This window comes from Pseudozobellia sp. WGM2, from assembly GCF_017810075.1.
GTDB lineage: Bacteria > Bacteroidota > Bacteroidia > Flavobacteriales > Flavobacteriaceae > JADNYK01.
The window spans coordinates 778,174-797,781 of the sequence record NZ_JADNYK010000001.1 but is presented as its reverse complement, the minus strand read 5'-3'; the positions used below and the strand labels follow the sequence as shown (position 1 = coordinate 797,781).

Annotated in this window: 17 protein-coding genes; 6 read left to right on the top strand and 11 right to left on the bottom strand. The window is 39.6% G+C overall.

Annotated elements, in window-relative coordinates; genetic code table 11:
- Positions 1-72: 72 nt before the first annotated feature.
- From IV512_RS03555 to nhaC, 8 genes are all read right to left on the bottom strand, one after another.
- The gene (locus IV512_RS03555; protein WP_100871998.1) at positions 73-717 is read right to left on the bottom strand and encodes an outer membrane lipoprotein carrier protein LolA; all 645 of its coding nucleotides are present in this window, start codon (positions 715-717) and stop codon (positions 73-75) included.
- A gap of 21 nt (positions 718-738) precedes the next feature.
- Positions 739-3,117 carry a DNA translocase FtsK gene (locus IV512_RS03550; RefSeq protein WP_209400643.1) on the bottom strand — a complete coding sequence of 793 codons (2,379 nt, stop codon included), beginning with the start codon at positions 3,115-3,117 and terminating at the stop codon, positions 739-741.
- A 262-nt stretch (positions 3,118-3,379) separates the two neighbouring features.
- Positions 3,380-3,745 carry a diacylglycerol kinase family protein gene (locus IV512_RS03545; RefSeq protein ID WP_100872000.1) on the bottom strand — a complete coding sequence of 122 codons (366 nt, stop codon included), beginning with the start codon at positions 3,743-3,745 and terminating at the stop codon, positions 3,380-3,382.
- Entirely contained in the window at positions 3,738-4,244 is a 507-nt protein-coding gene (gene tpx, locus IV512_RS03540) for a thiol peroxidase (protein ID WP_209400642.1), read from the bottom strand. Before tpx ends, IV512_RS03545 begins: the two co-directional genes overlap by 8 nt.
- A 165-nt stretch (positions 4,245-4,409) precedes the next feature.
- Positions 4,410-4,667, bottom strand: coding sequence for a hypothetical protein (locus tag IV512_RS03535; RefSeq protein ID WP_209400641.1), 258 nt, complete (start codon positions 4,665-4,667; stop codon positions 4,410-4,412).
- Positions 4,648-4,962, bottom strand: coding sequence for a co-chaperone YbbN (locus IV512_RS03530; protein WP_100872003.1), 315 nt, complete (start codon positions 4,960-4,962; stop codon positions 4,648-4,650). Before IV512_RS03530 ends, IV512_RS03535 begins: the two co-directional genes overlap by 20 nt.
- A gap of 78 nt (positions 4,963-5,040) precedes the next feature.
- Positions 5,041-5,685 (bottom strand): peroxiredoxin, encoded by a 645-nt coding sequence (locus IV512_RS03525; protein ID WP_100872004.1) that lies wholly within the window; start codon positions 5,683-5,685, stop codon positions 5,041-5,043.
- 242 nt (positions 5,686-5,927) lie between these two features.
- Complete coding sequence (gene nhaC, locus IV512_RS03520) at positions 5,928-7,415, bottom strand: Na+/H+ antiporter NhaC (protein ID WP_209400640.1); 1,488 nt, start codon at positions 7,413-7,415, stop codon at positions 5,928-5,930.
- Positions 7,416-7,547: 132 nt separating this feature from the next.
- Between nhaC and lpdA the strand changes: the two genes are divergently transcribed.
- Positions 7,548-8,954, top strand: coding sequence for a dihydrolipoyl dehydrogenase (gene lpdA, locus IV512_RS03515; RefSeq protein ID WP_209400717.1), 1,407 nt, complete (start codon positions 7,548-7,550; stop codon positions 8,952-8,954).
- A 58-nt stretch (positions 8,955-9,012) separates the two neighbouring features.
- Here lpdA and IV512_RS03510 read toward each other — a convergent pair whose 3' ends face one another.
- Together IV512_RS03510 and IV512_RS03505 are read right to left on the bottom strand one after the other, a co-directional pair.
- The gene (locus tag IV512_RS03510) at positions 9,013-9,243 is read right to left on the bottom strand and encodes a CDGSH iron-sulfur domain-containing protein (protein ID WP_209400639.1); all 231 of its coding nucleotides are present in this window, start codon (positions 9,241-9,243) and stop codon (positions 9,013-9,015) included.
- A gap of 46 nt (positions 9,244-9,289) precedes the next feature.
- A complete protein-coding gene (locus IV512_RS03505; protein ID WP_209400638.1) occupies positions 9,290-10,474 on the bottom strand; it encodes a heparan-alpha-glucosaminide N-acetyltransferase domain-containing protein in 1,185 nt (394 codons plus the stop codon).
- 144 nt (positions 10,475-10,618) lie between these two features.
- On the opposite strand from IV512_RS03505, the gene IV512_RS03500 reads away from it, so the two are divergent.
- Genes IV512_RS03500 through IV512_RS03485 form a run of 4 tightly spaced genes read left to right on the top strand, consistent with a single transcriptional unit; the run spans position 10,619 to position 15,844 of the window.
- Positions 10,619-11,152 (top strand): NADPH-dependent FMN reductase, encoded by a 534-nt coding sequence (locus IV512_RS03500; RefSeq protein WP_209400635.1) that lies wholly within the window; start codon positions 10,619-10,621, stop codon positions 11,150-11,152.
- Positions 11,153-11,162: 10 nt separating this feature from the next.
- Positions 11,163-12,467 (top strand): anthranilate synthase component I family protein, encoded by a 1,305-nt coding sequence (locus IV512_RS03495; protein WP_209400633.1) that lies wholly within the window; start codon positions 11,163-11,165, stop codon positions 12,465-12,467.
- 54 nt (positions 12,468-12,521) lie between these two features.
- Positions 12,522-13,826, top strand: a complete 1,305-nt coding sequence (gene tilS / locus IV512_RS03490) for a tRNA lysidine(34) synthetase TilS (protein ID WP_209400631.1) — start codon at positions 12,522-12,524, stop codon at positions 13,824-13,826.
- Positions 13,826-15,844, top strand: a complete 2,019-nt coding sequence (locus tag IV512_RS03485; RefSeq protein WP_209400629.1) for a thioredoxin family protein — start codon at positions 13,826-13,828, stop codon at positions 15,842-15,844. The genes tilS and IV512_RS03485 overlap by 1 nt, the downstream gene beginning before the upstream one ends.
- Positions 15,845-15,870: 26 nt before the next feature.
- Here IV512_RS03485 and IV512_RS03480 read toward each other — a convergent pair whose 3' ends face one another.
- Positions 15,871-17,019: a hypothetical protein gene (locus IV512_RS03480; RefSeq protein ID WP_209400627.1), complete on the bottom strand. Its 1,149-nt coding sequence runs from the start codon at positions 17,017-17,019 to the stop codon at positions 15,871-15,873.
- A 180-nt stretch (positions 17,020-17,199) separates the two neighbouring features.
- Between IV512_RS03480 and IV512_RS03475 the strand changes: the two genes are divergently transcribed.
- On the top strand, positions 17,200-19,584 hold the full coding sequence (locus tag IV512_RS03475) for a penicillin acylase family protein (protein ID WP_371743251.1): 2,385 nt from the start codon (positions 17,200-17,202) through the stop codon (positions 19,582-19,584).
- The last annotated feature ends 24 nt before the right edge of the window (positions 19,585-19,608 follow it).

Genomic DNA, 19,608 nt, shown 5'->3' with positions numbered 1-19,608 from the left:
ACGAACGAACTCAGAAAATTATAAAGAAATCGCGATAAAATATATCGGTCTAGAATTCTCAAGGTAGCTTACTTAGTTTCTTACAATGTAGTAGCCGTCGTTTTTGTATTTGGCCTCGTCAAAAGTAAACAAGGTTTTTGACAATGGCTGATTCGTTTTGAAAGTATTAACTGTAATAGTGGTCGTTGTACCGTTATTTCCGGTCTCGATGACCTTATAGATATGTTTGGTCTCGGCATCGATACCTAGAAGTATATTCTTGATTTCAGAATCGGTATCAATGGGAGTCAACTTTATAAATTGAATTTTTCTTCCGTTTACATTCTGAAGAATATCCATTTCGTAATTGTGGCCTTCACGATAAAAAGTCAACATTTTATCAGGGGTAAGAGCATTGGAGTCCTCAGATTTATCTTCAATAGTAACTTCTTCATTTTCAGGAACTATAGTATATACCTTTGAACCATCATAAAGTTGTGTAGCCCCGAAAAAATTACCGATATATTTTTTACCTTCTAAGGTTACTTCACCACGGGTTTCTTGGTTGATGCCCGCCTCGGCGTTGTTCAATACATATTTGAAATCTACTTGTATATTGTCATAACTTTTAACTTTGCTGTACACATCTTCTAAAAGCGCTTTGGCCTTATCTGAATTTTGGGCACTCAACATATTTAAACCCACGAAAAGGGTAAGTAAAAAAGTAATTTTTTTCATTTTTAATTTAATTATGGCCCGTTATTTAGAGCCTTCGTTGCTTAATAATTGATCTAAGGCCAACAGGTCGGGCACCAATACCTGACGGGCCTTACTACCTTCAAACGGACCGACAATACCGGCAGCTTCAAGCTGGTCGACAATTCTGCCCGCTCTGTTATAACCTAATTTAAGTTTTCTCTGGATGAGGGAAGCCGAACCTTGTTGTGCCGTTACAATGACTTCTGCAGCATCGCGGAACATGGCATCTCTATCCGCTATTTCATAATCAATACTTGTGCCAGACTCTTCACCGGAATACTCAGGAAGCTCATGTGCATTCGGATAGGCCCTTTGCGAACCGATATATTCGGTTATTTTATCTACTTCAGGGGTGTCTACAAATGCACACTGAATACGGGTAACATCGTTACCTTGAGTGTAAAGCATATCACCACGCCCAATCAACTGATCCGCACCTTGGGCATCTAAAATGGTTCGAGAATCAATTTTCGAGGTTACCCGAAAAGCGATACGTGCCGGAAAGTTGGCTTTGATAATACCTGTAATAACGTTTACCGAAGGTCGCTGGGTAGCAATGATAAGATGAATACCAATAGCCCTGGCCAACTGTGCCAAACGGGCAATTGGGGTTTCTACCTCTTTACCCGCGGTCATGATCAAATCGGCAAATTCATCAATGACCAATACAATATATGGTAAGTACTTATGCCCATCGTTGGGGTTCAATTTACGCGCCTTGAACTTCGCATTGTATTCCTTTAAATTTCTGACCATAGCCGTTTTCAATAACTCGTAACGGTTATCCATCTCGATACAGAGGGAGTTCAAGGTATTGATAACCTTAGCGTTGTCGGTTATGATTGCCTCTTCTGAATCGGGCAATTTCGCCAGAAAGTGGCGTTCGATTTTATTGTAGATCGATAATTCTACCTTTTTAGGGTCGACCAATATAAATTTTACTTCGGCCGGGTGTTTTTTATACAATAGCGAGGTTAGTACCGCATTCAAACCTACCGATTTACCCTGGCCTGTGGCACCCGCCATCAAAAGGTGGGGCATTTTGGCAAGGTCGACAACAAAAGTCTCGTTGCTAATGGTCTTACCAAAGGCAATGGGCAATTGCATTTCCGCTTTCTGAAACTTGCTCGAAGCGATTACCGATCGCATGGAAACAATGGTCGCATTCTTGTTGGGCACTTCAATACCGATCGTACCCTTGCCCGGTATTGGGGCTATGATACGAATACCCAAGGCCGCTAATGATAAGGCTATATCGTCTTCTAGGTTTTTGATTTTTGAAATTCGTATACCGGCTTCCGGAACAATTTCATACAGGGTTACCGTTGGCCCAATAGTAGCCTTGATTTGTGAGATCCCGATTTTGTAATTCTTGAGGGTCTCGACAATTTTGTTCTTGTTTTCCTCAAGTTCCTCTTGATTGATGGTAATACCACCGGTTACCCCGTGGGGGTCTAAAAGCTCGATTGTAGGAAATTTGTAGTTGCCCAATTCAAGGGTAGGGTCGAACTCTCCGAAATCTTCTACTAGCTTATCGGCAATATTATCTGTTTCTTCTTTTTCCTCAACGATTTTTTCTACTTCCATAGAAAGACTATCCTCGGTCTCTTCCTCCACAGGAACATTCACCTCGAAATCGTCTTTAACCTCTTCTTTTTCTATAGATGGAATATCTTTCTTGTGGGTATAGGTATCAATTACAACGGGTGCCTCGTCTTCCTTTACTTCTATCACATCCGTAGAAGCTTTGGATTCCGTTGTATTGGCGTCTTTTTCTTTCTTAGATGTTGTCTTCCCCTTTCTAGAGAAAAACTGAATGATACTGTCCGGGGTAAAATTAAATAAGCGAACAAGAATCAGTACAAGACCGAACAGTAGAATAAGCACAACACCTATAGCACCTGTATAGTCTTTTAAAAAATCATTCATTTCATAGCCGACCAATCCGCCCAACAAAGGATGTGTTTCTGCGGCGAAACCTAATGCTATTGAAATCCACACCATGAAAATTAAGCCCCAGATCCACTTTCTTAAAAGCCCCTTTTTATCAAGGTTTAGAAAAAGGTAGAGTCCGGTGATACAGAGTAAAATGGTAAAAATTAGTGTAGCTATTCCAAAGCCCTTATATACAAAGAAATGGCTGACCGAAGCTCCGAACTTGTTCAGCAAATTTTTGGCTTCTTCGTTTCTGTCGCTAAATTCGGTAAGAAGGCTTTGGTCATCTTGCCAAGTAAAATAGAACGAAACAAAAGAAAAGAAAAGAGCCATGCTGAACAATATCAGCAAACTGCCCAATATAATTGTATTCTGTTTAGATGGCTTTAAGCTCACCTTTTTAGAAGCCGTCTTTTTTTTTGTAGTTGTTTTCTTTTTCGCCATTACATTTTTCAGCTGTGTGCAAAAATACGTATTACGAACTTTTCGACACGATGAATACTAAAAGTCTTTTCGTTTTGATACTAATTAAATCAGGGTAAATATTAGATTTCTAATTTAATTAACTGTTAATCAATAACTTATTTGAAATTGATGTAGTGCTCACTCAATTAAACACGATAATGAAATGATTATTGTTTAGTATTATGGGTGATTTGGCAAATGCTACGAGTTTGTAGACTAGGGTAAGTAGGCTTCGGAGAAGTTAAAATATTTTAGGCAAATAAATTATAAGCCCTACGATAATGGCACCTATGGAAACAAGCATTACGGCACCGGCAGAGACATCTTTGATAAAACCAATTCGCTTGTCAAATTCTGGGTGTATAAAATCGCACAATTTTTCAATAGCGGTATTTGCGCCTTCAATACCTACTACCAACGATATGGCCAATACTTGAAGAATCCACTCGGTATTCGATATTTCAAAATAAAAGCCTGCAAGGGTCACCAATATGGCCAAAGCCACTTGAATTTTGATACTGGCCTCGGTACGAATCAGAAGAAGGGCCCCGCGAAAAGCGAAGCCCACACTTTTAATTCTATTTTCAAGAAACGATTCTTTACGCATCGGCCAAGGCTTCAAGAGCAGCCTTATAATTAGGTTCGTCAACGGTCTCGGCAACTTGCTCTGAATAAATTACGTTGCCAGATTCATCGATTACTACAACAGATCTCGAGAGCAAAGGCATTAATGGTCCGTCGCTGAACGATACGTTGTATGCCTCACCAAAGCTACCGTCTCTAAAATCGGAAAGCATTTCGACATTATCGATTCCTTCGGCACCACAAAATCTAGCTTGGGCAAAAGGTAAATCTTTAGAGATACAAAGAACCACTGTATTTTCTAATTCAGCAGCCTCTTCGTTGAATTGGCGTACCGATTGGGCACAGGTGCCCGTATCCACACTGGGAAAAACATTTAAGATGACCCTTTTACCTGCAAAATCAGATAATGATGCACTCGAGAGGTCACTTTTGGTCAATGTAAAGTCAGGTGCCTTTCTTCCGTTTGCGGGAAGGCTTCCTACGGTATGTATTTCATTTCCTTTTAAGGTAACTGTAGCCATTTTTAAAAGATATTTAGATTAGGGGTGAAATTAAAAAAATTAATAATGAAAACTTGCATCCATAGACCATAAAAAAGAACTGGTTAGCTTCTTTTTGTATAAAATTAGCTAACCAGTCGTCACAGATGGTATTCTATAAATACCATCGATAATTAAATAAAAAAATTATTTGTCAATTGACCCCATCACTCTTTGCATAAACTCATTTAACGCCTCTTTCTGGGGCTTACCGTCTTTTATCGATTTGATGACCTCCACGGCACCGTACATATTAGAGATAAGTTCTCCGATCACATCCAACTCCTCATCTTTTAAAGAAGGTACTTCAGTCAAGGCCTCAAGGGTCTCAATGGTCTCGATGACATAGTCTTCGTCGTTCTCTTGTATAAAATTCGTAAGGTGTTTAATTACTGGCAACTTCATTGATCAAGTCTTTTAGAACATCATATTTGTTGGTCTGTACCTGATTTTTGAATGCTCCGTTCGAGAAGGATGCAAAAGTAGGAAGGTTATCGACCGTAGCCATTTTTCTGCTCTCAGGATATTTCTCCGCATCGGCAATTACAAAGGTGATATCTTCGTGAGTCGAGGCCTCTTTCTTAAATTTTGGCTTCATGATGCGACAATTGCCACACCAACCAGCAGAATATTGAACCACCACGTTTTTGTTCTCGGCAATAATTTCTTTGAGGTTGTCTTTTTCTAATTCTAATACCATAATCTTTTGTTTAAAGTGAAACAAAGTGCGTTTTGCCCAAAGGTAAAAACGCACTGTTTCAATTAATGGTTAAATCTTTTAGTTCGCGTGAACTGAAAGGTAATTTGCAACACCTTTTCTGTCAGCGGTCATCGCTTCTTTGCCTTCTTCCCAGTTCGCAGGGCAAACTTCACCTTTTTCTTGTACGTGCGTATAAGCATCGATCAATCGAAGATATTCGTTTACGTTTCTACCTAATGGCATATGGTTTATACCTTCATGAAAAACAGTACCTTCTTCATCGATCAAATAAGTGGCACGGTAAGTAACATTGTCACCTTCTACGGTAATTACACCAGTTTGTTCGTCATATTCTTCATTGGTGATGTCTAAAATACCCAAGGTAGAGGCCAAGTTTCTATTGCTATCAGCTAATAGGGGATAAGTAACACCTTCAATACCACCATTATCTTTATCTGTGCTTAACCAAGCAAAGTGTACTTCAGCAGTATCGCACGAAGCACCAATGACTAGCGTGTTTCTTTTTTCGAATTCACCTAATGCAGCCTGAAAAGCATGAAGCTCTGTCGGGCAAACAAAAGTGAAATCTTTAGGGTACCAAAAAAGTACCACTTTCTTATTGTTTTTTTGGGCTTCTTCCAATACGTTCAATTTGAAAGTGTCACCCAAGTCGTTCATTGCGTTTACACTAAGATTTGGGAATTTTTTTCCTACTAAGGCCATAATTTATCTGATTTTGTGATTTCTATTTGAATGTAAAATTACGTTCTTATCCCTCGTTTTATGCAGTAGTAGATTTAAAAAATCTATTGGCCGATAACTATTGCGAATGCTTGAGATGGTAAGTTAAAGAAGTTGTGATTGCCGTAAATTCGAGATTGCAATTTTGGCTTTTCAATAAGAAAGTCGAAGTCAAATTCCGAAATCGATAAAACAGTTTTTCAACTAAAATTTCAGTCTACTGTTTATTTATTTTTTTTCGAAACCAAATGTTTGATTTTGATATGCAATGCTGCAAAAACAAGAGTGGTTATGGGGCTGAGCCAGTTAAAAATGGCAAAGAAGGCATATTCCGCCGTACCGACGCCTAAAACACCACTGTGATAGGCACCACAGGTGTTCCAGGGTATTAAGACCGAAGTTACGGTACCGGAGTCTTCCAGCGTTCTACTCAAATTTTCAGGAGCTAACCCTTTATCTTCGTAAGCCTTACTGAACATCTTTCCGGGCACTACAATGGCCAAATACTGATCGGAAGCCGTGATGTTCAACGCCAAACAACTACCAACCGTACTGGCAAACAGTCCGAAAGTAGACTGCGCCATATTCAACAGTGATTTGGTAATGCGATCTAAGGCTCCTATACCATCCATTATACCTCCAAAGACCATGGCGCAAACGATTAGCCAGATAGTGCCCAACATGCCGGCCATACCACTGGCTGAGAAAAGATCGTTCAGCGCCTCATTATCTGTGGGCACTGCGGTATCGACTGTTATAGCCTTTAAAATTCCCTTATAACCATTTTCGAATGTCAACGTTCTTGATTCGGTTATACCTGCAACGATTTCCGGTTGAAAAATTAGAGCGAACAATGCACCTAACAAAGTACCGATTAAAAGAGCTCCTAGAGGGGGAGTTTTCTTAACGATGAGAAAGATTACGATTGCCGGAACGATAAAAAGCCATCCGTTGATCGTGAATGTAGCATCAATAGATGTTAACAGCGATCCTATTTCAGCGGAGCCACTGGTATCGATGTTCAGTCCAATTATGATAAAGACTATTAAGGTGACGCTAATTGTCGGTACAGTAGTGTAGAGCATGTAGCGAATATGTTCGAACAATTCACCGCCGGCCATTGCCGGGGCCAAGTTCGTAGTATCACTTAGTGGAGAGAGCTTATCTCCAAAATAAGCGCCCGAGAGTACGGCACCAGCGGTCATTCCCAAAGAAACGCCCAAAGCTTCGCCGATTCCGATAAGGGCAATACCTACAGTGGCAGAGGTCGTCCAGCTACTGCCGGTGGCGACGGATATAATGGCGCATATGATGACACAGGCGGCCAAGAAAATAGTGGGATTTAAAATCTGCAGCCCGTAATAAATCATGGCGGGTATAATGCCACTGATCAGCCATGTACCTGCCAAAGCCCCGACCATCAATAAGATCAATAAGGCTCCTGTAGTCGATTTAATGTTCTCGGAAACCTCTCCGATCATCTTTTTGTAGGAGACCTTGTTGCGAAAACCGACTATTGCGGCTACCGCGCCGCCAAGAAGAAGTATGAACTGGTTTGAACCGCTAAGGGCATCGTCTCCGAAAACATAAACATTATAGGCTAACATGGCCACCAAAGCAATAACGGGTATGAGTGCCTCAAAAATGTTTAACTCTCTGTTCTCTACGATATTTTCATCTTCTCGGTGCTCTCCTCCCTGTGAACTTTGCATAAAATCTGTGTTAGCTAATGCGTAATATTACAATTTTAGCCTGCTTTGTGCAACTCCTTTGTATAAATGGTAGAACGGTTCGCTAAAACAGAAATTAGTATTAATTTTGTATTTCAATTCAAAGAGAAATTTATGAGTCAATATGATGTGGCCGTTATCGGCTCTGGTCCTGGAGGATATGTAGCTGCAATTCGTTGCGCCCAATTGGGAATGAAAACGGCAATAATCGAAAAATATAGCACCCTTGGGGGTACTTGCCTTAATGTAGGCTGTATACCTTCGAAAGCTTTGTTAGATTCTTCCCATCACTATGAAGATGCCGTAAAGCATTTTGATACCCACGGAATCGAAATACCGGGCGACGTGAAGGTGAATCTTGAGAAAATGATTGCACGTAAGCAGGGGGTAGTTGATCAGACCACAAAAGGAATCGAGTTCTTGATGGACAAAAATAAAATCAATGTTTATGAGGGATTAGGAAGTTTTAAAGATGCCACACATATCGATATCAAAAAAAATGACGGTAAGTCGGAAACGATTGAGGCTAAGAATATTATCATCGCTACCGGAAGTAAGCCTTCAACACTTCCTTTTATAGAAATCGATAAGGAAAGAATCATAACTTCAACGGAAGCCTTAAAGTTGAAAGAAATACCGAAACACCTTATTGTTATTGGTGGAGGGGTAATTGGTCTCGAATTGGGCCAGGTGTACAAGCGATTGGGTGCCGAGGTAACGGTCGTTGAATATATGGACCGGATCATACCGACTATGGATGCTTCCCTTTCGAAGGAGCTTACCAAAGTGATGAAAAAGCAAAAGGTGAAATTCAACCTTTCGCACAAAGTGAAATCAGTAGAAAGAAGTGGAGACGAAGTAATCGTTAAAGCAGATGACAAGATAGGTCAAGAAATAGAGCTTAAAGGTGATTACTGCCTGGTTTCCGTTGGTCGTCGTCCGTATACAGATGGATTGAATGCAGAAGCTGCCGGAGTTAAAATTGATGAGCGCGGAAAAATTGAGGTCAACGACCATTTACAAACGTCAACTTCGAACATTTATGCCATCGGTGATGTGATACGAGGTGCAATGCTGGCGCATAAAGCTGAGGAAGAGGGTACTTTGGTTGCTGAGCAGTTAGCGGGTCAAAAACCGCACATCGATTATAACTTGATTCCAGGTGTCGTTTACACATGGCCGGAGGTTGCCGCTGTAGGCAAAACCGAGGAAGAACTAAAAGAAGCCGGGGTTGCTTACAAAACGGGACAGTTTCCTATGCGCGCTTTAGGCCGTTCACGTGCGAGTATGGATCTTGACGGATTTGTAAAGATATTGGCCGATAAAGAAACCGACGAAGTACTTGGGGTACATATGATCGGTGCACGTTGTGCCGATTTGATCGCCGAGGCGGTTACCGCAATGGAGTTCAGGGCCTCTGCTGAAGATATTTCAAGAATGAGCCATGCACACCCAACTTTTGCCGAGGCGGTAAAAGAGGCGGCATTGGCTGCTACCGATGACCGCGCTTTACATATTTAGAAAAAAAAGGTTTAAGCAAATTATAAAAGACTCGATAAAAATTTATCGGGTCTTTTTTTTAGTTGTTATGTGAACCGTCGCAATAGGGTGGAGTGTTGGTTTCTTTACAAGTGCATAACCAAGCTTCACGGTCTTCTTTAACCTCAAAAACCATGGGAGGGGTGGCCTTGTTGGCTTTGTGCGAACCATCGCAGAATGGTTGCTCATTACTAAAACTGCAGGTACACCAAGAGTAGCGTCTATCAGTTTTTAAATCGACTTGAATGGGATTGTAATTTTTATCGCTCATAGTATCTGTTCTGTTTTACCTTTAAGATACTAAATAATGGTGGTATTTAGTTTTTTACCAACCCGAACCTTCGAAGAAATCGAATAAAACGTGGTTTTGCCATTTCATATGCGGCAATAGCAAGAGTTTCGACTGAAGAGAAAACGAATTTGACTACGGTTGTTATATGTAGCTTTATTTCCTCTTTGTGTTGTTCGTAGCGCAGTGCAAAATAGGTGCTGAAGAACATAAATAATAACGCTCCTGGAATAGCGATATAGGAGTTTAAGGAGTGATGCAAGAAGCGATAAAGGCCCAATCCCGTAAAACTTCCATAGAGAATAATAAAATGAACTACGTAAATTGATAGCGTGCTTTGGCCAATTTTTAAGACCGTACTGTTTTTCATAAGGCCCCGTAACAACATAAAAACGGCGAACACTATAAAAACATCTCCTAAACGAATAAAGAGGTAGTTGTTAAAAAAGATATCGGCAAATAATTGAATGCCCGTAAATTTTGAAAACGCAAGAAATACATCCGAAGAGAAGTATATTAAAGAAAACCCTAAACTTGCAGCAGTGGTAATAGCAATCGGATAAAAGAACCTGATTTCTTTAAACCGTGTAAAAACCAATGACAAAGAGGCCCCAATGGCGGCATAACCGAACCATGGTATAATTGTAAAGACCGACCCGTTGGCCTTGGTCAGGTAGTTGGCAAAAGCGTTGGGTAAAAAAGAAAAGCCCCACTGTTTATACATAGGCTCAAAGAGAAAAAGTACTATTGCAATGCTGGCAAGGCTGATAGTAAAGACATGTTTTTTCTTCTGATAGGTGAGTAAATAGATACCAATGATTCCCAATAAGGATAGTCCGATGCAGTGTAATACATCTACCATGAAAAATGAATCATAGAGCTGCCCACTAAAAAGGCCTAACAAATTAGTTCGTAATAGGTATCCTATAAAAAGAAGTTCAAGTCCACGTTTGATACCTTTTTTAACTCTCGGATTTTTAAAACCAAGATTCTTGCCCCGAACCAATAGATAGGTGAAAATAAATCCGGATACGGTAAAGAAAACAGGTGCCGTGATGCCTCTGAAATATTTCCAAACATTAAAAACTGCATTCGAACTATCACGAAAGGCCGTATCAAGAAGTCCATCGATAAAATGACCCTGAAGCATCATGAGAATTGCCCATGCCCTCATTGCATCAATAAAATATAATCTGGTAGAAGAGTTGCTCACTGGTTGTTTTTTGATTTGATGACCTCTAGCCTATATACTTGTAAAACAAGGGTTTTGGATTTCTTTCGGGGCAAAATTAGATAAATTACTCGCAAATCAATTGTATTTGATATATTTTCGCTGAAACACTTAAATAAACTTACTATGGCTAAGATATTGGCATTTGCTGGCAGCAATTCTTCAAAATCTATCAATTATGAATTGGTGAAACATACGGTTTCGACCATTGAGGGCCATGAGGTACAGGTGTTGAATATGGCAAATTTTCCCTTTCCGATGTATAGTGAAGACCATGAGAGAGAAAATGGTTATTCAAATTCAATGATTGAACTGAAGAACGATATTTCCGAAGCCGATGGGGTGATTATATCTGTAAACGAACACAACAGTAATCCTTCAGCCTATTTTAAGAACCTTTTAGATTGGTTGTCTAGACTCGAACGCAATTTCTTGCAAGATAAACCGGTGCTGTTAATGTCGACCTCTAAAGGTAAGAGAGGTGCTGCCGGGGCAATTGGGGTGGTAGAGGCTTTACTGCCACGTTTTGGGGCTAAAGTGGTCGGTACTTTTTCGCTCCCAAATTTCTTGGATAATTTGGGTAGTGGCCAATCGATTGTAGATGCTGACTTAGCCCAGGCACATAGCACAGCCGTACAAAATTTTCTATCTAGAATCTAATTTTACTTGTTTGCGGGTTACCCAATTGTTTTCAGTTTCAGATATACCGCGTTTTAAGACCGATCTGCTGTCTTGGGCGCAACAATATGATGAAACCGTTTGGCTCGATAGTAATGGTCACCACGATAAGTATGGTACTTTTGAGGGGCTATTGGCAGTCGACGGATTAACCAGCATTCAAACAGACCATCACAATGCCTTTGATGAGCTAAAGGAGTACCGGAATCAAACGAATGATTATATCTTCGGATATCTTACTTATGATTTGAAGAATGATCTTGAAAAACTTTCGTCTAAAAACCATGACGGACTGGAATTTCCGGAACTGTATTTTTTTCAGCCCAAAAAAATAATTAAGATTATTGATGGCTCAGTAGAGTTCAGCTATATGAAAATGGTAGATGATGAGATAGAAGACGATTTCAAGTCTATCACTGAAGGAAATTCACCTGCTTTTCATGACTATGACCACTCCAAAGACATTCGCATAAAACTTCGTACGTTCAAAGATGAGTATTTTAAGCAAGTAAATTCATTATTGGCGCATATACAGCATGGAGATATTTATGAGGCCAATTTCTGTCAAGAATTTTATGCTCAGGATACTGAAATTAATCCCTATAAAACATACCAAAAACTGAATGCTATCTCTAGGGCACCTTTTGCTACCTATTTAAGAATATGGGATAAGCATCTTTTATGCGCTTCACCGGAACGATACTTGAGAAAAACCGGCAAGAAGGTGATTTCCCAACCGATTAAGGGTACGGCCAAAAGGGCTGAGGATGTGATAGAAGATACCGGATTGAAAAATAGCTTAGAGCAAGATGTAAAAGAACGGGCCGAAAATATTATGATTGTCGACCTGGTTCGTAACGACCTTTCTAAAAGTGCCTTAAAAGGAGGGGTAAAGGTCGAGGAACTTTGCAAAGTCTATTCCTTCGCACAAGTGCACCAAATGATTTCGACAGTTTCGGCTCAGGTAGCCGAAAACAAAAACCCAGTAGATATTATAAAGGAGACTTTTCCTATGGGGAGTATGACCGGAGCTCCGAAAATTTCGGCCATGCAACTTATTGAAAAGCATGAAAGTTTTAAACGGGGCCTTTATAGTGGTGCGGTTGGGTATTTTAGTCCTGATGGTGATTTTGATTTCAATGTGGTCATTCGAAGTATTTTGTATAATTCCACAAAGAAATATGTTTCCTTTTCGGTCGGCAGTGCAATTACAGCCAAGGCAGTACCGGAAAAAGAATATGAAGAATGTTTGCTCAAGGCCAAGGCTATGCGCGAGGTGCTTGAAAAATTGGGGTAGGTTACTGTCGGTTTATCGTGATTGTACCTCGGGCTACTTCCTTACCTTTGCAGCGTGTTAGCAAATTTCAAAAAACATATCGAAGATAACTTTCCTAATCTATTGCAGGAAAAATTTATAGTAGCCGCTAGCGGAGGGGTAGATAGTATGGTTATGATGGACCTATGTGCTACCCTTAAACTCGATTTTGCCGTAGCCCATTGTAATTTTAGGCTCAGGGGTGCCGAAAGTGATGCCGATGAAAAATTGGTGTCTGATGTTGCTGCCAGCAACAATAAATTTTTGTTCGTAACTCATTTTGATACAATAGGTTATTTGAATAAGAATAAACTTTCACTTCAAGTAGGGGCAAGGCAATTGCGGTATGAGTGGTTTGCTGATATTATGAGCGAAAGTGGTATCAATACCTTGGTTACCGCACATCATGCAGATGATAGCTTAGAAACGTTTTTAATCAATCTGTCTAGAGGTACCGGTATTGATGGTCTTTCAGGTATACCTGAAAAAACAGATTTTATTTCAAGACCCCTACTTCAATTTTCACGGCAACAAATTTTGGATCATGCTAAGGAAAGGGGTTTGCAATGGAGGGAAGACGCCAGTAATAAAGATACGAAGTACTTAAGAAACAAAATACGTCATCAATTAGTTCCAACTTTAAAAGAGTTGAGCCCAAATTTCTTGGATAATTTTAAATCTACCCAAAAATATTTATCTCAAACAGCTGAAATTGTTAAAGAAAGAGTTGCTTATCTAAAGAACAACTTATTTGTAAAAAAAAATGGCGTTGTACATATTTCAATTGAGGAATTGGATAAACTTCACCCTTTAGAGGGCTATCTATATGCACTTTTTCAAGAATACGGTTTTACGGAAATTAAGGATTTGGTTCAGCTAACAAAAACAATTAGCGGAAAAGAACTCATTTCTAAAACACATCGGTTAATAAAAGATAGGGGTGAGCTGCTCTTGACTGAAATGACTATTGAGAATAATGTCGAATATTCGCTAGAGGCCGACCAATTCGAGCTGTCAAATCCGATTTCATTGACTATTAAAGAGGTGGAAGAACTAGACGAAATAGGTGAACACATACTTTATGTAGATAAAGATGCGTTAAATTATCCCTTGACGATAAGAAACTGGCAAAATGGCGACTATTTTCATCCCCTGGGTATGAGAGGCAAGAAGAAGCTTTCAAAGTATTTTAAAGATGAGAAGGTCGATATTCTTACCAAAGAACAGCAATGGTTACTGTGCTCTCAAAACGAAATCGTTTGGGTAATCGGCAGACGTGCCGATGAGCGTTTTAAAGTTACTGATAAGACTAAAAAAATATTAAAATTTATATTGAATTAATGAAGCAGATAATTCTATCTATATCATTATTATTAAGTTTTTTACAGGCTTATTCGCAAAGCGATGAAGACCCTGTTCTTTTCACTACGAAGGTAGAAGAAATATCTGCTACGGAGTACCAGCTCATTATTTCGGCAGCTATTTATGAGGGCTGGCATGTTTATTCTCAATTCACTGCTGAAGGTGGCTCATTGCCCAGTGAGTTCAATTTTAAGAATGCGGGAGAAGACTATGAATTGATTGGTGAGACCACCGAGAGCGAAACGATTACCGAGTACAGCGATATTTTTGAGGTCGACGAAACGTTTTTTAAAGAGAAAGCGATTTTTACGCAACGAATAAAGTTGCTTAATCCTGATATTAATCAGATAAATGTCAATCTCTTTTATCAAGTCTGTAAAGAGGTTTGTATACCGGTAGATGTTGATTTTTCCTTTGTTTTAGATGGTAGTGAAGCGGTAAAGACTGAGCAGACTATTGATGAAAAGAGCGCGGCTAGGGCCAATTCTTTAAAATTGAACCTTAAGAACAAACAGCTACTTAAAAGCTCGGAAGAAACGGTAGGTGCCGGTTCAGAATTATGGATGATTTTTGGCCTTGGTTTCTTAGGCGGATTGATAGCCTTATTGACACCTTGCGTATTTCCGATGATACCATTGACCGTATCATTCTTTACAAAACATTCGAAACAGAAGGCCAAGGGTATAGCGAACGCCCTTTTGTATGGCTTCTTTATCGTGCTAATTTACTTCTTGCTAAGTCTACCTTTTCATTTATTCGATTCGGTTGATTCACAAATACTTAATACTATTGCAACGAATATATTGTTGAACATCGTTTTCTTCGTGGTGTTCGTGTTTTTTGCCTTTTCGTTCTTTGGTTATTACGAACTCACACTACCTAGTTCTTGGGCCAATAAAATGGATGCCGCTTCGGCGAAAGTTGGTGGGGGAATAGGTATTTTCTTCATGGCGGTGACCTTGGCGATAGTTTCGTTTTCGTGTACCGGTCCTATTTTAGGTGGACTCTTGGGCAGTACGGTCTTAGAAGAAGGTGATGTAGCGACCAATTTAAGTGCGGGCATGACTGGCTTTGGTCTAGCATTGGCCTTACCATTTGCACTTTTTGCACTATTTCCGGCGTGGTTGAATTCGCTTCCTAAATCTGGCGGATGGATGAACACGGTAAAAGTGGTTCTCGGCTTTTTAGAATTGGCCCTAGCCCTTAAGTTTCTTTCCAATGCGGATATGGTCGGTAATTGGGGCATCTTGAAAAGAGAAATTTTCTTGGGTATATGGATAGTTCTTTTTCTTCTTCTTGCCTTGTATTTGTTCGGTATATTCCGATTTCCTCACGATGGCCCCAACCAAAAACTATCTACAGGGCGAAAGGTAACGGGACTTATGAGTGTCGGATTATCCCTTTATTTAATTTTAGGTCTTTTTAATATCTCAAGTTTAAAGCTTCTTAGTGGCTTTCCGCCTCCTGCATTTTATAGTGTATTCGAGACGGAGAGCGATTGTCCCCTAGGCTTAAATTGCTTTAAAGATTTTGATGAAGGTGTAGTATATGCTAAAAAGGTGAATAAGCCCATTTTACTCGATTTTACCGGATGGGCTTGTGTTAACTGCCGTAAGATGGAAGAAAATGTTTGGAGCGAAGCTGAGATTTATTCGATTCTAAAGGAAGAATATGTGCTGATTTCACTTTATATCGATGATAGAAAAGAACTTCCTGAAGCAGAGCAGTTTGATTACAAGTTCGATTCAGGGCGGGTCAAGAGCATAGAGACCATAGGGGAGAAGTGGGGTACCTTTCAGACTATTAACTTTAACGCCGCCTCACAGCCTTACTATGTGCTGCTATCCCCAGAACTGGAAATTTTGAACAACGCTGTGCAGTATACTGATAGCGACACATATCTCGAATGGTTGAGACAAGGGCTTTCGAACTTTCAGAGTGAACAAGAAATAGTTTACAAAAGAGAAAAAGGCCGCCTAACGACAGGCGACCTTTAGCATAAAAGATTATAGTTCAACAGATTTTAAAGAATTGAATCTTCGATAATCAAGTCAAGTGTAGAAATGAAGGCGTCATGAACCTCTTGTTGACTCAAGATATGCCCTTTTTTCTTAGTGTTGTTTGCCAAGTTATAACCAGCTTTGGCCGCAGCTAGACGTTGCGCAGGAGTGCCGTGATGACCATCGCTCTCAAAGCCACAGTCTCCTATGAAATAGAAGGCCGATAGAAAGTCTTCTACGCGCTTCCAATTGTAAGTGGCACCGCGTTTGTGGGTCAAATAGTAGCCAGTTATAAAATCGGCCTCCAATTCAGTCATTCGAGTCGATTCCGGCGTATTATTAAATGCCGGTACGGGGTATTCCCACGAGCCAAAATTTAAAAACTGAATTTGATGCCCCCACTCATGGGCCAAAATACTTGACCATACCACTTTTGGGTCAAGTCCGGCCTCTTCAAGAAAGGTCACAATACCATCGCCAATGACTATGGTTCTATCAAAAGTGGCGAAGCCATCGGATGCAAAAAATGGATTTTCCGGAATTTGGTCACTATTTGAATTGAAATGTTCGGCTATTGCCATAATGTTTTCAATGTCTTCAGGAGTGGCATCAGAATAAACTTCGTAAATGTATTGTATGAAATCGAGGTCCTCTAAGGTAGCCGTGTGTTGACCGTTCACCTGTATCAGGTTAGACATTTCCCAGAACTTCTCCAAGCTTCTTACGTTTTTCTTCATAAAATTGGTGTACTCACCATTTGCTCCAAAATAATCGGTATTGTTGTTTTCTGTGGTGGCAGCAATTTGATTGATTACGAAGTAATCGCCGAGAATTATATCAATGGCTTCAGGGTTTCCGTCCCAAACGGAAATGAAGCTGTCGATCAATAAATTGTTGTAATAGGTAGCGACTTCATTGAAGGGGGTCGGACCGCACTCACTTGGTTCTACGGCCTCGGATAACTTTAATTTGAGGTCGAAATCATTGATCAGGCGTTCGGTGTCCAAATCAAAACGACTTGTCGGTTCGATGCTCAGTTCTTGTGAAGTTTGGGCACGAACTGCCGTTGTGGTCTTAACATCTTCTTGAACTATTTGTTCATCTGAACATGAACCTAGAATCAATCCGAAGGTTAGACTTAGGGGTAACAGTTTTGTAAATTTAATTTTCATATAGGTATTTGAATTTATTAGTTTCGATGAAAATATTAAGAAATATTAACAAGAAATGTTAAAATTGTAACAAATAATGTGGGAAAAAGTTTTTTAATTAATCTCAAAATAAAAAGGCTTATTTTTTTTATTTCGCCATTAAAACTATCTTGACCTTAACAATTATAAATTTCGACTGAATTGAAGAAGGTACTGTGGTGGTTTATTGGTCTGGTTATTTTAATCGTTATTTCTGGTTTATTGTTTGTAAACAGCATGAGGCCCGATTACCATGGACAGGTCAAATTAAAAAATCTTGATTCAAAGGTTAAGGCCTATTACGATCCTTACGGAATTCCTCATATCTACGGAGAAAATGATAAAGACGCTTTTAAAGCCCTGGGGTATGTGCATGCGCAAGACAGACTGTGGCAAATGGAGCTTTTGCGTCGAATAGGTAAAGGTAACCTATCGGAACTGTTTGGAAAAGAACTACTTCGAACCGATAAATTTTTTCTAGCCTTGGGCATCGATGAAGCCTCTGAAAAAACCGTAGCGAGCCTGAATTCTAAAGATCCCGGGGTGCAACTCACTCAAGCCTATCTTGATGGTATCAATGAGTTTATTGAACAGGGGCCAACACCAATTGAGTTCTATCTCACCGGAATCGATAAAGAACCTTTTGTTATAAAAGATGTGTATAATGTAATGGGTTATATGGCCTTTAGTTTTGCAATGGCTCATAAAACAGACCCATTGCTGACCAAAATTAAAGAAGAGCTAGGTGACGAATATTTGAAAGACCTAGCAATACCAAGCGATACGACAACGGTTTGGTTAAAGAACCATTCAAATAATAAGAACGATTCGGTAAATGATGAGTTAACCGCTGGAATTTTCAATGTTCTTCAAAAATATCATATTCCACAATTTGAAGGAAGCAATAGCTGGGTCTTAGGCGCAGAAAAAACGAAAAATGGAAAAGTGATTTTTGCAAACGACCCACATATTGGCTTTTCACAACCATCCGTTTGGTATGAGGCGCATGTAAGTACTCCTACCTATGAAAATTATGGTTATCATTTGGCCGGTGTCCCATATCCTATTTTAGGGCACAACCGTAAACTAGCCTATGGTATGACGATGTTCGAGAATGATGACGTCGATTTTTATTATGAGGATGTAAATCCAGATAACAACTTAGAATATAGAACTGCAATGGGTTGGCAAAATTTTGAAACTGTGACCAAAACCATAAAGGTCAAAGATTCTGGGAATATCGATTTCTCTTACCGAAAAACAAATCGAGGCCCAGTTTTAAACGGAATTGCAGATGGGGTAGAAGGAGAAAGGCCTATTTCTATATGGTGGATCTATACCCAGGAGGAAAATAGGGTTATGGATGCACTTTACGGTATGTCACATGCCGAAAATTTAGATGAGTTTGCTTCTTTTCTACAAGATGTTCATGCACCAGGGTTGAACATAATGTATGGTGACGCCGAAGGAAATGTGGCTTGGTGGGCTACGGCCAAGCTCTATCATATACCAGATAGTATAAATACCAAATTGGTTTATGAAAAAGATAATGTTTTGTCGGCTCAAAAAGAGTATTTAGATTTTTCTCAAAATCCGCACGCAATAAACCCACCATCGAATTTTGTTTATTCGGCTAACAATCAACCAGATTCAATTGCCGGTATGCTCTATCCGGGGTACTATTTGCCCGAAAACCGTGCAAAGCGTATCGTTCAGTTGCTCGAACCAAAAAATGATTGGGATAAAGAGTCTGTAGGCACTATGCTGAACGATGTTACTTCATCCGTAGATGTCGAAATTGTTAAGAACCTACTCAAACACATTGATACGGTAGGTTTGAACGATGAACAATTAGAACTTTTGGATAAGTTAATGAATTGGAACGGTACTTATAACCTGAACAGTACTGAAGCCACACTGTACCACAAGTGGGTCTATCTTCTCTTAAAAGATGCATTTATAGATGAGTTGGACCATGAAGTTTTCGACCAATTACTAAGTACTCATTTAATTAAGCGAACCATAGCGCCCCTTTTTGCCAATACAGAATCTATTTGGTGGGATAATATTAAGACTGATGATAAAATTGAAACATTAAAAGAACTGGTCAATTCGGCTTTTCGAAATGCATTTGACAATTTAAAAGAATCTTTAGATGATGATACTTCAAAATGGACATGGAATCGAGTTCATACTCTTGAGCACGGGCACCCTATTGGGCAGGTAGAGGCCTTACGTGATTTTTTCAATGTAGGTCCTTTTCCTGTTATTGGATCCCGTGAAGTAATCAATAATATGTTCTTTCCGTATTCAGATGATGGGGAGTATAAAGTAAGTTCGGGTCCGTCAACAAGACGTTTAGTAGATTTTTCAGATGTTGAAAATAGTATAAGTATTCTACCAACAGGGCAATCGGGCAATCCGTTTAGTAAGCATTATAAAGATCAGGCTCAAATGTATATTGATGGGAAGTTTAGAAAAATGATGTTGAACAAGACAGAAATAGAATCCACCTCAAAATCATTGCTCATATTTGAACCTAAATGATAGCACGGATCTCGTGAAAATGAC

Excerpts from the sequence above, each read along its gene's own strand:
- IV512_RS03525 (WP_100872004.1), bottom strand. The coding sequence starts at position 5,685 with ATGGCCTTAGTAGGAAAAAAATTCCCAAATCTTAGTGTAAACGCAATG.
- IV512_RS03535 (WP_209400641.1), bottom strand. The coding sequence starts at position 4,667 with ATGAAGTTGCCAGTAATTAAACACCTTACGAATTTTATACAAGAGAAC.
- IV512_RS03550 (WP_209400643.1), bottom strand. The coding sequence starts at position 3,117 with ATGGCGAAAAAGAAAACAACTACAAAAAAAAAGACGGCTTCTAAAAAG.
- lpdA (WP_209400717.1), top strand. The coding sequence starts at position 7,548 with ATGAGTCAATATGATGTGGCCGTTATCGGCTCTGGTCCTGGAGGATAT.
- IV512_RS03480 (WP_209400627.1), bottom strand. The coding sequence starts at position 17,019 with ATGAAAATTAAATTTACAAAACTGTTACCCCTAAGTCTAACCTTCGGA.
- IV512_RS03485 (WP_209400629.1), top strand. The coding sequence starts at position 13,826 with ATGAAGCAGATAATTCTATCTATATCATTATTATTAAGTTTTTTACAG.
- IV512_RS03555 (WP_100871998.1), bottom strand. The coding sequence starts at position 717 with ATGAAAAAAATTACTTTTTTACTTACCCTTTTCGTGGGTTTAAATATG.
- IV512_RS03510 (WP_209400639.1), bottom strand. The coding sequence starts at position 9,243 with ATGAGCGATAAAAATTACAATCCCATTCAAGTCGATTTAAAAACTGAT.
- nhaC (WP_209400640.1), bottom strand. The coding sequence starts at position 7,415 with ATGCAAAGTTCACAGGGAGGAGAGCACCGAGAAGATGAAAATATCGTA.
- IV512_RS03530 (WP_100872003.1), bottom strand. The coding sequence starts at position 4,962 with ATGGTATTAGAATTAGAAAAAGACAACCTCAAAGAAATTATTGCCGAG.
- tpx (WP_209400642.1), bottom strand. The coding sequence starts at position 4,244 with ATGGCTACAGTTACCTTAAAAGGAAATGAAATACATACCGTAGGAAGC.
- IV512_RS03545 (WP_100872000.1), bottom strand. The coding sequence starts at position 3,745 with ATGCGTAAAGAATCGTTTCTTGAAAATAGAATTAAAAGTGTGGGCTTC.
- IV512_RS03500 (WP_209400635.1), top strand. The coding sequence starts at position 10,619 with ATGGCTAAGATATTGGCATTTGCTGGCAGCAATTCTTCAAAATCTATC.